The sequence below is a fragment of the Rhizobium sp. SU303 genome, from assembly GCF_021052345.1.
Taxonomy (GTDB): Bacteria; Pseudomonadota; Alphaproteobacteria; order Rhizobiales; family Rhizobiaceae; genus Rhizobium; species Rhizobium laguerreae.
Genome location: NZ_CP088095.1, coordinates 2,063,846 through 2,077,071 on the forward strand (window position 1 = coordinate 2,063,846; position 13,226 = coordinate 2,077,071).

The 13,226-nt window shown below is 62.1% G+C and carries 11 protein-coding genes; 9 read left to right on the forward strand and 2 right to left on the reverse strand.

The window, feature by feature from the left end:
- Positions 1-59: 59 nt before the first annotated feature.
- Positions 60-770 carry a FadR/GntR family transcriptional regulator gene (locus RlegSU303_RS10390; protein WP_011651913.1) on the reverse strand — a complete coding sequence of 237 codons (711 nt, stop codon included), beginning with the start codon at positions 768-770 and terminating at the stop codon, positions 60-62.
- 133 nt (positions 771-903) lie between these two features.
- On the opposite strand from RlegSU303_RS10390, the gene RlegSU303_RS10395 reads away from it, so the two are divergent.
- Genes RlegSU303_RS10395 through RlegSU303_RS10415 form a run of 5 tightly spaced genes read left to right on the forward strand, consistent with a single transcriptional unit; the run spans position 904 to position 6,018 of the window.
- Positions 904-2,499 carry an ABC transporter substrate-binding protein gene (locus RlegSU303_RS10395; protein ID WP_168280289.1) on the forward strand — a complete coding sequence of 532 codons (1,596 nt, stop codon included), beginning with the start codon at positions 904-906 and terminating at the stop codon, positions 2,497-2,499.
- A gap of 19 nt (positions 2,500-2,518) precedes the next feature.
- Positions 2,519-3,547 carry an ABC transporter permease gene (locus RlegSU303_RS10400; RefSeq protein WP_168280288.1) on the forward strand — a complete coding sequence of 343 codons (1,029 nt, stop codon included), beginning with the start codon at positions 2,519-2,521 and terminating at the stop codon, positions 3,545-3,547.
- Positions 3,544-4,446, forward strand: coding sequence for an ABC transporter permease (locus RlegSU303_RS10405; protein ID WP_017960388.1), 903 nt, complete (start codon positions 3,544-3,546; stop codon positions 4,444-4,446). The genes RlegSU303_RS10400 and RlegSU303_RS10405 overlap by 4 nt, the downstream gene beginning before the upstream one ends.
- Entirely contained in the window at positions 4,433-5,278 is an 846-nt protein-coding gene (locus tag RlegSU303_RS10410; protein WP_131630425.1) for an ABC transporter ATP-binding protein, read from the forward strand. The genes RlegSU303_RS10405 and RlegSU303_RS10410 overlap by 14 nt, the downstream gene beginning before the upstream one ends.
- Positions 5,275-6,018 (forward strand): ABC transporter ATP-binding protein, encoded by a 744-nt coding sequence (locus RlegSU303_RS10415; protein ID WP_131622635.1) that lies wholly within the window; start codon positions 5,275-5,277, stop codon positions 6,016-6,018. The genes RlegSU303_RS10410 and RlegSU303_RS10415 overlap by 4 nt, the downstream gene beginning before the upstream one ends.
- Positions 6,019-6,040: 22 nt before the next feature.
- Here RlegSU303_RS10415 and RlegSU303_RS10420 read toward each other — a convergent pair whose 3' ends face one another.
- Entirely contained in the window at positions 6,041-7,096 is a 1,056-nt protein-coding gene (locus RlegSU303_RS10420; RefSeq protein ID WP_017960391.1) for a LacI family DNA-binding transcriptional regulator, read from the reverse strand.
- Positions 7,097-7,283: 187 nt separating this feature from the next.
- Here RlegSU303_RS10420 and RlegSU303_RS10425 point away from each other — a divergent pair, with 187 nt between their 5' ends.
- The 4 genes from RlegSU303_RS10425 (at position 7,284) to RlegSU303_RS10440 (ending at position 13,222) form a co-directional block, all read left to right on the forward strand.
- Entirely contained in the window at positions 7,284-9,806 is a 2,523-nt protein-coding gene (locus RlegSU303_RS10425) for a hypothetical protein (RefSeq protein WP_231283795.1), read from the forward strand.
- A gap of 61 nt (positions 9,807-9,867) precedes the next feature.
- Positions 9,868-11,127 (forward strand): ABC transporter substrate-binding protein, encoded by a 1,260-nt coding sequence (locus RlegSU303_RS10430; RefSeq protein WP_168280286.1) that lies wholly within the window; start codon positions 9,868-9,870, stop codon positions 11,125-11,127.
- 11 nt (positions 11,128-11,138) lie between these two features.
- Positions 11,139-12,176, forward strand: coding sequence for a carbohydrate ABC transporter permease (locus RlegSU303_RS10435; protein ID WP_094086014.1), 1,038 nt, complete (start codon positions 11,139-11,141; stop codon positions 12,174-12,176).
- Positions 12,173-13,222, forward strand: coding sequence for a carbohydrate ABC transporter permease (locus tag RlegSU303_RS10440; protein ID WP_003539547.1), 1,050 nt, complete (start codon positions 12,173-12,175; stop codon positions 13,220-13,222). The genes RlegSU303_RS10435 and RlegSU303_RS10440 overlap by 4 nt, the downstream gene beginning before the upstream one ends.
- The last annotated feature ends 4 nt before the right edge of the window (positions 13,223-13,226 follow it).

Genomic DNA, 13,226 nt, shown 5'->3' on the forward strand with positions numbered 1-13,226 from the left:
CTCTTTCGAAATTACATAATGTCATATGACATAATATGAATTTGGAAGAGTGTCGAGCCCTATTGCTGCTCGGCGAGCATGCGGTAGCGGCGTTGGCTGGCCAGCATATGGGCCCGCATTGCCTGGCGCGCGCGTTCGGGATCCTGATCGGCGATCGCCGACAGGATTTCCACATGTTCGGCATAGACCTTCTGAAGATAGCTGCGGTCATTGGCCTCAGGCAGCGTCGGAAACTGGCCGCGGGGGATGGCTCTGGGGCCGAAATGGCGCAGGACATCGACATAGAATCGGTTGTTCGTGGCGGCGGCAATCGCCATGTGGAAGGCGTAATCCGCTTCCACGGTTTGCTGTCCGGTTTCGATCAGGTGCGCCATTCTGCGGTTGGCCTCACGGATTGCCGCCTCCTGCTCGGCCGTGCGGCGATAGGCGGCGATTGCCGCCGCTTCACCCTCGGCCGCCATACGAAACTCCAGCAATTCCAGGGTTTCCGGAATGCTCTTGATTTCCACCGGCGTCAGTGACAGGACCGAATGCGCCTTCGGGTCCGCGACGAAGACGCCTTTGCCCTGGATCGGCTTGACGAAGCCTGCAGACCTCAGATCGGCAATGGCCTCGCGCACCACCGTGCGGCTGACGCCGAATGTCGCTTCAAGCTGCGGCTCGGTCGGCAGCTGGTCGCCGACCCGTAGCTTCCCCGTCTCGATCTGCGCCCGCAGCTGATCGATGACCTGCTGCGCCAGTCTTTGCCGGCCACCGCCGAGTGTCGTCATTGTCCGTTCCCCCAATCCCTTTGCATCAAGTCCCCCGCTCGGGTCTTGCAAATCATATCAGACTTCGATAAATCATAATACGACATACGGGCGACATAATATGTCTTTTATAGTAGTCTAGGGAGGACTGACAATGAAGCATTTTTCTAAGGGCTTGTTCGTCGGCGCCGTCGTTGGCGCTCTGACGATCGCTGCACCACAGATGCAGGCCGCCACCCCGCAGGACCAACTGGTGGTCGGCACATCGCTGGCGCAGGTTCTGTCGCTGGATCCGCAGCAGGCGACCGAAGGCAAGGCGGTCGAGATCATGTCGAATCTGTACGATCGGCTGGTCGCCAGCACGGCTGATGGTAAGATCCTTCCGCAGCTAGCGGAAAGCTGGAAGGTTGACGACAAGGGCATCACCTTTACGCTGCGCAAGGCCAATTTCGCCTCCGGCAACCCGGTCACCTCGAAGGATGTCGTCTATTCATTGGCGCGGCTCCTGAAGATGGACCAGGCCGCCGCCGCCAACCTCAAGCGCGTCGGCTACGACAAGGATAATGTCGAAAAGCTCGTCAAGGCCGTCGACGACCAGACGGTGCGGATCGATCTCTCCGATCAGGTGACGGCCGAGCTTCTACTCTACCGGTTGACGACGACGACGACCAGCGTGGTCGACAGCGTCGAGGTCGAGAGCCATGCCGTCGACAACGACTACGGCAACGCCTGGATGCGAACCCATTCGGCTGGCTCCGGTCCGTTCACCCTCAATCGCTGGTCTCCGAACGAACTGGTAATCCTCGATGCCAACAAGGATTATATGACCGGCGCGCCGAAGATGCGTCGCGTCATCGTCCGGCATGTGCCTGAAAGCCAGGTCGAACGGCTGATGCTCGAACGCGGCGATATCGATATTGCCAGCGCGCTGACCGCCTCGGATCTCGCGACGTTCCAGGACAAGAAGGGCTTTGCTATCCAGCGTATTCCGACGGGCGGTTTCTACGTGCTGTCGATGAATGCCGGCAACAAATACCTCTCCAACCCGAAGGTTCGCGAAGCCATTGCCTATGGCATCGACTACAAGGGCATCGAAAAGACCATCATGGGTCCTTACGGCCGGGCCAGAAACGTTCCCGTTCCGGAGAATTTCGAATATGCCATCCCGAATCCCGATTGGCATCTCGACGTCGAAAAGTCCAAGCAGCTGCTGAGCGAGGCAGGCTTCAAGGACGGCTTCTCGCTGTCGCTGAAGACCATCGCGCAAACGCCGCGCATCGATCTGGCCACCGCCATCCAGGCATCGCTTGCCCAGATCGGCATCAAGATCGACATCCAGCAGGGCAACGGCTCGGAAATCATCGCCGCCCATCGCGCCCGGGATTTCGATTTGCTGATCCCGCAGACCAGCGCCTATATGCCGAATGTCCTCGGCTCGATGGAGCAGTTTTCCTCCAATCCCGACAACTCGAAGGAAGCCAACAATGCCGGCAATTTCGTCTGGCGTTCGGGCTGGGACATTCCCGAGCTGACGGCCTTGACGGCCAAGGCATCCATGGAGCCGGACGCCAAGAAGCGCGGTGAACTCTATGTTCAGATGCAGAAGATGTTCGTCGACCAGAAGCCGGCGGTGCTTCCGCTCTTCGAGCGCTTTGAACCGATCGTCCTGTCCACCAAGGTCGAGGGCTATGTCGGCCACCCGTCTCAGCTGACGCGTCTCGAGAACGTGACCAAGGTCGAAACCCAGTAATACTCCAGGACAGCCGATCATGAAGGAACTCTCCGTAGCCGAATTTGGCCGACGCCTGGCGCATTTACTGGTCAGCCTGTTCATCCTCTTATGTGTGACCTTCGTGATCGGCCGTATCCTGCCCACCGATCCGGTCGGCGCGATTGTCGGCGAGCTCGCCGATCCCGCTGCCTATGCGGCGATGAGGGCGCGTCTGGGGCTCGATCTGCCGATCTACCAGCAGTTTTTCCTCTATCTGAACGGTTTGGCGCATGGTGATTTCGGCACCGCCGTCCTCACCGGCAATCCGGTCTCTGCAGACCTCGCTCAAGCCTTTCCGGCGACGTTTGAACTTGCGACGCTGGCGGTGATCATTTCGACCTTCGTCGGTGTGCCGCTCGGGCTGGTCGCAGCACTGTTTCGCGACAGCTTCATCGACAAGACGGCCCGCGTGGTCGCGCTCGTCGGTCATTCGATCCCGGTTTTCTGGTTCGGCATCGTCGGGCTCGTCATCTTTTATGCCGGCCTCAACTGGGTCGGCGGGCCGGGCAGGATTGACGTCTTTTACGAAGGCCTCGTCACGCCGCACACCGGGCTGTTGTTGATCGACAGCCTGCTGCAGGGCGAGACGGAAATCTTCTGGAATGCGCTTGGCCATATCATTCTTCCGGCCGTCATCCTTGCCTATGCGGCGATGGCCTATATCACCCGCATGACGCGCAGCTTCACCCTGGAGCAGTTGAGCCAGGATTATGTCATCGCGGCCCGAGCCAAGGGGGTGAGCCCCCTCGGCACGATCTGGCACCACGTCCTGCCGAACATTGCGGTGCAGCTGATCACCATCCTTGCCATTTCCTATGGCGGCTTGCTCGAAGGCGCTGTCGTGACCGAGATCGTTTTCTCCTGGCCGGGCATTGGCCAGTACATGACCAACGCGCTGATGATCGGCGATATGAACGCCATCGTCGCCGGCACCATCATTGTGGGATTCATCTTCATGTTGTTGAACTTCCTGGCCGACGTCGCTTACGCCGTCTTTGATCCGCGCATGCGGGAGGCGGCCCGATGAGCGATGTCATCCGCAGCGAGATAGAGATCCGCCCTCCAAGTGTGTCGACCCGTATCGCGGCTTCGTTTGCGCGCGCCGGCCGCAAATTGGCTGCCGAGCCGCTTGGTCTCGGAGGCTTCGTCATCCTCGGTCTGCTTTGCTTGATCGCGATCTTCGCGCCGCTGCTTGCGCCTTACGATCCGGTCGTGCAGAGGCTTGGTGATGCCTTGCAGCCGCCGAGCCTCGCGCATCTGGCCGGCACGGACGAATTCGGCCGCGACATCTTGAGCCGCCTGATCTTTGGCACGCGCATCACCATCCAGACCGTATTTTCGGTCTCCCTGATCGTCGGGCCGATCGGCCTGTTGATCGGCGTCGTTGCCGGCTTCTTCGGAGGGCGCACCGATGCGCTGCTGATGCGCGCCACCGACATCGTTCTCTCTTTCCCGTCGCTGATCCTGGCGCTCGCCTTTGCTGCGGCACTCGGCGCCGGATTGACCACGGCAATCATCGCGATTTCGTTGACCGCATGGCCGCCGATCGCGAGACTCGCGCGCGCCGAGGCCCTTGTCGTCAGAAACGCCGACTACGTGGTCGCCGCCCGCCTTTATGGCGCCTCGCCGATGCGTATTCTTCTCCTCTATATCGCGCCCATGTGCGTGCCATCCGTCATCGTTCGCCTGACGCTCAACATGGCGGGTATCATCCTGACGGCCGCTTCCCTTGGCTTCCTCGGGCTTGGCGCCCAGCCGCCGGCGCCGGAATGGGGCGCGATGATCTCCAGCGGCCGCAAGTTCATGCTCGATTATTGGTGGGTTGCCGTGATGCCGGGTATCGCCATCCTCCTCACCAGCCTTGCCTTCAACATCGCCGGAGATGCTCTGCGCGACATTCTGGATCCTCGCCATGCAAGATCGTGATCTGCAGCCCGTTCTTTCCGTCGAAGGATTGAGCGTTCGTTTCGGCCGAGGCGCCGTGCCCGCCGTCTCCAACGTGACTTTCGACGTCGGGCGCGAACGCGTCGGGATCGTCGGAGAATCCGGTTCCGGCAAATCGACGACCGGTCGCGCCATCATGCGGCTTCTGCCGCCGGCCGCGGTGGTCTCGGCCGAGCGTTTGGATCTCGCCGGCAGTTCGTTGCTGTCGAAGACCGAACGTCAGATGGGCGCGCTGCGCGGCAAGGATATCGCGCTGATCATGCAGGATCCGCGCTATTCGCTGAATCCGGTGCTTTCGATCGGTAAACAGATAGCCGAAGCCGCCCGCCTTCACCTCGGTCTTCACAAGAAACAGGCGCATGAGGCTGCCCGCGCCATGCTGGAGCGCGTGCGCATCACCGATGCGGAGCGGGTCATGGCGCTTTATCCGCACCAGATCTCGGGCGGCATGGGCCAGCGCGTGATGATCGCCATGATGCTGCTGGCGCGGCCGAAGCTTGTTATCGCCGACGAGCCGACCTCGGCGCTTGATGTCAGCGTCCGAAAGGACGTGCTGCTGCTGCTCGATGAGCTGGTGCGCGAGAACAATTCCGGTCTGCTGTTGATCAGCCATGACATTCGCATGGTGGCAGCCTTTTGCGAGCGCATCATCGTCATGTATGCCGGCCGGATCGTGGAAACACTGACCAGTCTGGAGGAGGCGCGCCATCCCTATACCCGCGGGCTGATCGCTGCGCTGCCCGACCCCAGGAATCCGGTTCGCCGGCTTGCGGTTCTCGACAGGACGAAACTCGATCTGGAGACGGCGCAATGATCAATGTGCGTGACCTCGATGTCGTCTTTGCCTCCGGCAAATCAAGCAACCATGTCGTCAGGGGCATCAGTTTTCAGGTCGGCCAGGGGGAGACGCTCGGCATTGTCGGTGAATCCGGATGCGGCAAATCGACTGTGCTGCGTTGCCTTGCCGGCATGGAGGCCGGTTGGACCGGTCACATCGAACTTGGCGGCAAACCGATCGGCAAGAAACGCTCCCGCGAGGAGCTGAAATTCGCACAAATGGTGTTTCAGGACCCTTACGGATCCCTGCATCCGCGCCACCGTATCGGCACCGCCCTTGCGGAACCGCTGCGCGCCATGGGCCATTCCGACATCTGGTCGAAGGTTGAAAAGGCATTGATCCAGGTGGGTTTGCCGGCGAGCTTCGCAAACCGTTTCCCGCACGAGCTTTCCGGCGGCCAGCGGCAGAGGGTGGCCATCGCCCGGGCCCTGATCCTGTCGCCGCCCATCCTGTTGCTCGACGAGCCGACATCGGCGCTCGACGTCTCGGTCCAGGCCGAAATCCTCAACCTGCTGACCGACCAACGCGAGGAAAAGGGCCTGACCTATCTTCTCGTCAGCCACGACCTCGCGGTCATCGCCCATATGTGCGACCGGGTGCTGATCATGAAGAATGGTTGTTTCGTGGACGAGCTCACCAAAGCGGACCTGCAGGCCGGCACCACGCATGATGCCTATGCGCGAGAACTGTTCGAAGCGAGCTTTATCGAGGCTTGATACCCTCGACCACCGTGGCTCGTCAGCGACCTTCCGTTACGACAGGCACATGCCTGACGGCTGCAACGCTACCCCTTTCGACGAGATGGCAGGCAAGCTCGACCCGCCGCCGTGGGGCCGCAAGGCCGAGCATCATGTCGCGCAGCAGATCGAGCGCGGTGGCGCCGAGTTCGCGCATCGGAATATGCACCGTCGACAGCGGCGGATTGAGAAAGGCCGACTGCGGCAGATCGTCTATGCCCATGACGGAGATGTCCTGCGGCACGGCATAGCCCATCGCCTGCAAGCCGCGCACCGCGCCATTGGCAAGACTGTCGCCCGCCGTCAGGATGGCGGTGAAGGTGAGTCCTTTCTCGCGGACAAGACGGGTGACCGCCTCGGCGCCGAGTTCCGGCAGCCAGTCGTCGACTTCGAGCACCAGATCGGCATCGGCCGTCAGCCCATGGTGCTGCAGGGCATCGCGCCAACCCTCGAGGCGCCGCTCGATCGTCCGCCGACCCGGCCTCAGCATGAACAGGATGCGTTGATGCCCGGCCTTGATCAGCCGCTCGGCGGCGATGAAGGCGGCTGAACGGTTGCAGGGCGTAACACTTGAAAGCCGCATATAGGGATCGTCGCTGTTGACGAGCACGACGGGCTTTCCGAGATCAGCGGCCGCAGCCAGCATCTCCTCTTCGTCGACGGTCAGGATCAGCATGCCGCCGAAGCTCGGATCGTCACGCATCTCGGCGACGACGCGGGCTTCGTCCCCCTTGTCGGCGACCGGGCGCATCGCCAGTTCGATGCCGAGGGCGGCGGCTCGCGCATTCAATCCTTCGAGCACGTAGACCGTAAACTGGTTGCGGACATAGTCGATCATCGCCGCCCCGGAGGCGACGAGCATGACCTTCTTGCCGGCAACGCTCGCCGGCAGCGCGTAGCTGACCGCACTTGCCGTTTCCAGCACCAGCTTGCGGATCTCCGGCCTGACGCCCTTTTCGCCGGCCAGCGCACGCGACACCGTGCTGATCGAGACGCCGCATCTGGCGGCAATGTCGTCGAGGCGCGTGCGCCTGCCTTTTTTCTCTTCCGCCGCCATGTCGTCTCCTCGCCGCCTGTTACTATGCAAAAATCTTTCAGATTGCGCAAATGGAATGCCTGTGCACAATCGTTGCTGAGGAGTCCGCGACGAGCGGCAGAGCAGGGAGGCTTTGAAGATGCGGCTAGAGGGCCAATCCATGCGCCGGCGTTTTACACGGCGTTCCAAGGCTTGAGCGGGCTGAAGCATGACCGCCGAGCAGCAATCCCATCTCCGCCGTGCAACGGCCAAGGCTAGCCCGATCGTCTACTGGCAGCTCGCCGACCTGTGGCAGCAGCGCTACGACGTCGCCGACCGTCCGATGGACGGCAGCATGGATCCGTTTTTCTTCGTCACCAAGACGAAGAACTTCATTCCGCATGAATATCCCTGCCGCACCGAATTCAAAAAATCCTTCTCCGGCCGGCGGCCGCAGCCGACAGCCGAATTCGATGCCGTCCGCTGGTGGCTTCCCTTTGCCTCACCGCGTGTCGATCTCTCCGGCTTCTGGTTTCGCCCGACACGCATCGGCTGCTGGGCGCGTACCTTCCTCGATGCCCGCTCCGCGGGACGTGCCACGCTTCGGCTGTCGACCTGCGGCGGCGCGATCCTCTTCGTCAATGGCCTCGAGCAGGGTTTCATGGCGCCTTACCAGCGCAATCTCGAAGCTCAGCAAGACTTCGAGGTCGAGCTGGCGGCCGGCCCCAACGAGATCCGCGTCTATTTCGACGATCTCGCCGAGCGTGACGCCCGTTTCTATTTCCAGCTGGATTATGTCGAAGGGCCTAGTGTCGAAACATCAGTGCCCGTTCCCATCGCCGCCGGTGATGCGGATGCGCTGGAGGCGATCCTTGAAGGCATGCGCTTCGACCGCACCGCTTATCTGGGCGAAGACGTGACCATCCTCTGCCCCGCGCCGCTGCCGGTGGCACTGAGCTGCCATATCGAGATCGAAGGCGACTTCATGTCGATCGAGCGCTTCGATTATGATTTCGAGCTGGAAGCGGGAGCAACGAAACTTGCGCTCGGAACCTCGGCTGATATGCCCGCCGATTTCCGCCATTTCCGCATCACGTTCAAAGCAGGTACGCTTTCGCTCGGTCGCACGCTCGGCGTCGAGATCTGTCATCCTGAGCGACAGGGCGAGGCACCCGCCACCCTTGAGGACCGCGTCGCCGAGGCGCTGGCCGAGGTCGCCGCCCATTCGGAGCCCGACACGGTCTGCGCTTTCGCGCGCCTTGCGCTGGGGCAGGGGGGCGAGGAAACCGAGGCGATGATCTCGGCCATGCTGCCTGTTATCGAGGATTGTCACGACTGCGCCGATTTCGTGCTGGTGCCGCTGCTCTTTGCCTATACGCGCTGGAGCGATCTGCTGTCGCCTGCGCTGCGCGACAGGATCGAGAACGCCGTCCTCAATTACCGCTACTGGATGGATGAGCCCGGCAACGACGTTCAGTGGTATTTCTCGGAAAACCACGCGCTTCTCTTCCACACGGCCGCCTATCTCGGCGGCAGGCTGTTCCCCGATGCCGTCTTCGTCCGTTCCGGCCGCACTGGCGCCGAGCAAATGAAGGTTGGCGAAGAGCGTGTCCGCGCCTGGCTCGATCATTTCGAGCGCTGGGAAATGGCCGAATGGAATTCCGTTCCCTATTTCCCGATCGATCTCAAGGGGCTGACGGCGCTGGCCGCCTGCGCGCCGGATGAGACGATCCGCAACCGGGCGAGTGCCAGCATCGTTCGCCTGATGGAGATCGTCGCACGCTCGGCCCATCATGGCATGCTGACCGGCAGCCAGGGCCGCTCCTACGAACACACGCTACGCCCCGGCCGCTCGGTCGAACTGTCAGCTATCGCCCGGCTGCTCTGGGGCCGCGGCTGGTACGGCCGGCGTGTCCACGCTTTGCCACAGCTTGCCGTCTGCATTCGCGATCACGGCCTGCGTTTTCCCGAAGCGCTTGCGGCGATTGCGGCGCACCAGTCGGACGAGGCGCAGGAATGGACCTTTTCCCAGGGTGAGAACCGTTTCGCCGCCCTCTACCACTATAAGACCCGTGACACCGCGCTCGGCACCATCGCCCATTATCGCCCCGGAGCATGGGGCTACCAGGAGACGGTGCTGCATCTGCGTCTGGGTCACCGGCCGGAAGCGCAGATCTGGATCAATCATCCCGGCGAAACCATCCAGTTCGGTTATGGCCGGCCGAGCTTCTGGGGCGGCTGCGGAACGCTGCCGCGGGTGCATCAGTATCGCGATCTGGCGATCCTCAATTTCGAGATCCACGAGGGCCAGCCGGATTTCACCCATGCCTGGTTCCCGCTCGAGGCTTTCGACGATAAGTTGGTTGATGGCAATCTGGCGCTCGCCCGTTCGGGCAACGGCATTGCGATGCTGATCGGCAACGGCGCACTGGAGCCGGTAAAGCAAGGCCCGACGATGGATATCGAGCTGCGTCTGGCCGGCCGCAACGGCCGCTGGATCGTCCGTCTCTCCGATCTCGGGCGCGAGGGTAGCCTTGACGGCATGCAGGCGCGTTTTGCCGCGCTTTCGGCCCGCCGCGACGAAGAGGGTGCATTTATCGTCGTCGATCCGGATTATGGCCGGGTCGTCTTCGAAGAAGACGGCACCGTGCGCGCCGAGGGCCGTATTCTTCGCCCGCCGGACTGGTCGGTGCGGGGAGACGCGGTACATCTGAAGATACCGGCCAGGCAGCCTCGGCGCGCTGCCTCGTAGACGACATGTCCGGCAGGTGGAGGACCGGCCGCATGAATATATTGGTCAAGAGGAGGAGAAAATGACCAGAATGAAATCGATCGGCGCGGCTTTTGCTGCAATTATGTTGAGTTCCGTTGCCGCCCATGCCGGCGACGTGCGCATCATGTGGTATTCCGATGGCGGCGAAGGCGAGGTGATCAAGGATCTGCTCTCGCGCTTTTCCAAGGCCAATCCCGACGTCAACGTCATCCTCGACGAGGTCTCCTACGACGTCGTCAAGGAACAGCTGCCGGTGCAGCTCGAAGCCGGGCAGGGGCCGGATATCGCCCGCCTCACCAATCTGAAGGCGCCTGCCCAGCACTGGCTCGATCTTCGCCCCTACCTCACCGACGCGAAATATTGGGAGGATAATTTCGGCGCCCAGGCCGACTGGATGCGTCCGGACGGCTCGAACGCCATCACCGGCTTCATGACACAGCTGACGCTGACCGGCGGCTTCGTCAACAAGACGCTGTTCGAGCAGGCCGGGGTCGAGATCCCCGGCCCGAAAGCCACCTGGGACGACTGGGCGGCGGCCGCCAAGAAGGTCGCCGACAGCCAGAAGGTCTTCGCCATGGCGATCGACCGCTCCGGCCACCGCGTCTCAGGCCCGAACATCTCCTACGGCGCCAACTACATCGCCGCCGACGGCAAGCCGGCGCCGATCGACCAGGGCGCCAAGGACTTCCTCAGCCGCTTCGTCAAGTGGAACGAGGACGGCACCATCAACAAGGATGTCTGGGTCAGTGCTGCCGGCACCACCTACCGCTCCGCCGCCGAGGACTTCATCAATGGCGGCCTTGCCTATCTTTATTCGGGCAGCTGGCAGGTCTCGGGCTTTGCCCAGAAGATCGGCGATAATTTCGACTGGGTGATGGCCGGAAGCCCCTGCGGCACGGCCGCTTGCACCGGCATGCAGGGCGGCGCCGGTCTCGTCGCCGTCAAATACACCAAGAACCCGAAGGACGTCGCCAAGGTGATGGATTACCTGGCTGGTGCCGACGTGCAGAAGGAGTTTGCCGAACGCAGCCTGTTCATTCCTGCGCATAAGGGCGTCGCCGCCGGCGAGATGAGCTTCAAGACCGACAATCCGCATGTGCAGGCCGCGCTGAAGGCCTTCGTCGAAGCGGCCGGCCAGACGGCGGCACCCGCCATGAAGCTGCCGGGCTGGAAGTGGTCGGATGCCTATTACAGCGCCATCGTCGCCCGCATCAGCCAGGTGATCGCCGGCGAAATGAAGCTCGACGACGCCTATGCCCGCATCGACGAGGACATCAAGGCCAAGGTCGCCGGCAACTGACGGATGAACAGATGACGGCGAAGACGGCTTCTTCTGAACCACCGGCGAGAACCGGTCTGCGGCAGGCGCTCTCGGCGCCTGTCCGGCTCGTGATGGGGATCGTCGACATTCCCATGCGTGCCTGGCAGAAACTGACCGGGCTGAACGGCATGGCGGGCGTCTTCCTGGCGCCCAACATGCTGATCTTCACCGTCTTCGTGCTGCTGCCGCTGGTCATCAACTTCATCTATTCGACGACGAGCGGCAGCGCCATCTTCCTGCAGAACAGGACCTATGTCGGCGCCGACCAGTACCGCATCCTCTTCGATTGCCGCAGCTATCTCGATCCCTCGACCTGTGCCGCCGACACGTTCTGGGCGGCGGTACGCAACACCGCCGTCTTCGTCGTCTTTCAGGTCACAGTGATGCTGATCGCAGCGCTCGCAACGGCTTTGATCCTCAACCGCGAGCTTTCCAATCGCGGCTTCTGGCGCGCCGTCTTCTTCTTCCCGGTGCTGCTGTCGCCCGTCGTCGTCGGCCTGATCTGGAAATGGATCCTGCAGCGCGAAGGCCTGTTGAATTATGCGCTGAGCCCCTTCGGCTTCGAACCCTTCTCCTGGCTCAGCGATCGTTTCTGGGCCTTCTTCTTTGCCGTCTTCGTCTCGGTCTGGGCGCATATGGGCTTTTATGCGCTGATCCTGCTCGCCGGCCTGCAGGCGATCCCGCGCGATCTTTACGAGGCGGCGGCGATGGACAGCGCCCGTCCGACCCGCATCTTCCGGCGCATTACCCTGCCGCTTCTGATGCCGAACCTCATCGTCGTGCTGGTCTTGGCGCTGATCCGCGCCGTGCAGATTTTCGACGAGGTCTTCGTGCTCACCGGCGGCGGACCGGGCACCAGCACCATGTACATCACCCAATATATCTACGAGACCGGCTTTGCGAGTTCGCTGCGCAATCCGGGACTGGCTTCGGCCGCCTCGATCCTGATGGGCATCGTGCTCGTCATCCTGACCCTGGTCCAGCTCGGCGTCAGTAGCCGCAACGAGAAGAAGGGAGCACGCCAATGAGCGCAGTCTCTGCCTTCCTGCTCCGCCGCCGCGGCCGCGGCTGGCACTGGACCGATGTGGTCACCTGGATCTGGCTGATCTCGGGCGTCTTCCTGATGTTCGGCCCCGCCGTCTGGCTGGTCTTCTCTTCCTTCAAGACGCCGGCGGCCCTTGCCGAATTCCCGCCGTCCTTCCTGCCCTATGTCACCGAGCAGGCCGTGGTGCCGGGCTACGACAAGCCGTTGCCGCTCTATAATGTCGCGATGCCGGATGGCAGCACCCGCGTGCTTGCCGAAGTCCGCCGCATCGGCATCATCGGCCAGATGGTCGATCCGAAACAGCCGGGTGAAATCGTCAAGGCGAATATCAAGGACCGCACACCGGTGCGTCAGGTCGAATTCGCCGGCGGCAACTACACCGAACCGTTCCAGCGCTTCGATTTCTTCCTGTTCCTGCGCAACTCCGTCTTCGTCACCGTCGTGGCGACGGCTATTACGCTGCTCGTCAATTCCATGGCCGCCTTCGCGCTGTCGAAATACCAGTTCCCCGGCCGCACCGCCGTCATGCTGATGATCCTGGCAACGCTGATGGTGCCGCTCTCGGTCATCGTCGTGCCGCTCTATTCCGTCATCGGCACGCTGAACCTCTTCGACAGCCTCTGGGGTGTCATCCTGCCGACGGTCGCCACCCCGACGGGGGTCTTCCTGCTCAGGCAATACATGCTGACGATCCCCGACGAATTGCTCGATGCCGCGCGTATGGATAAGGCCAGCGAATGGCAGATCTACTGGCGTATCATCCTGCCGCTGTCGGCGCCGGCTCTCGCCGTGCTGGCAATCTTCTCGGTCGTCTGGCGCTGGAACGACTTCCTCTGGCCGTTGATCGTGCTCTCGCGCAAGGAACTCTATACGCTGCAAGTCGGCCTCAACGTCTATGCCGGCGAGCTCAATGTGCAATGGCATTATATCCTCGCCATGACCGTCGTCTCGATGATCCCGGTCGTGCTGATCTTCGTCTTCCTGCAGCGCTTCATCACGACGGGCATTGCCGGCTCGGGGCTCAAATAGGCCA

Excerpts from the sequence above, each read along its gene's own strand:
- RlegSU303_RS10390 (WP_011651913.1), bottom strand. The coding sequence starts at position 770 with ATGACGACACTCGGCGGTGGCCGGCAAAGACTGGCGCAGCAGGTCATC.
- RlegSU303_RS10395 (WP_168280289.1), top strand. The coding sequence starts at position 904 with ATGAAGCATTTTTCTAAGGGCTTGTTCGTCGGCGCCGTCGTTGGCGCT.
- RlegSU303_RS10400 (WP_168280288.1), top strand. The coding sequence starts at position 2,519 with ATGAAGGAACTCTCCGTAGCCGAATTTGGCCGACGCCTGGCGCATTTA.
- RlegSU303_RS10405 (WP_017960388.1), top strand. The coding sequence starts at position 3,544 with ATGAGCGATGTCATCCGCAGCGAGATAGAGATCCGCCCTCCAAGTGTG.
- RlegSU303_RS10410 (WP_131630425.1), top strand. The coding sequence starts at position 4,433 with ATGCAAGATCGTGATCTGCAGCCCGTTCTTTCCGTCGAAGGATTGAGC.
- RlegSU303_RS10415 (WP_131622635.1), top strand. The coding sequence starts at position 5,275 with ATGATCAATGTGCGTGACCTCGATGTCGTCTTTGCCTCCGGCAAATCA.
- RlegSU303_RS10420 (WP_017960391.1), bottom strand. The coding sequence starts at position 7,096 with ATGGCGGCGGAAGAGAAAAAAGGCAGGCGCACGCGCCTCGACGACATT.
- RlegSU303_RS10425 (WP_231283795.1), top strand. The coding sequence starts at position 7,284 with ATGACCGCCGAGCAGCAATCCCATCTCCGCCGTGCAACGGCCAAGGCT.
- RlegSU303_RS10430 (WP_168280286.1), top strand. The coding sequence starts at position 9,868 with ATGACCAGAATGAAATCGATCGGCGCGGCTTTTGCTGCAATTATGTTG.
- RlegSU303_RS10435 (WP_094086014.1), top strand. The coding sequence starts at position 11,139 with ATGACGGCGAAGACGGCTTCTTCTGAACCACCGGCGAGAACCGGTCTG.
- RlegSU303_RS10440 (WP_003539547.1), top strand. The coding sequence starts at position 12,173 with ATGAGCGCAGTCTCTGCCTTCCTGCTCCGCCGCCGCGGCCGCGGCTGG.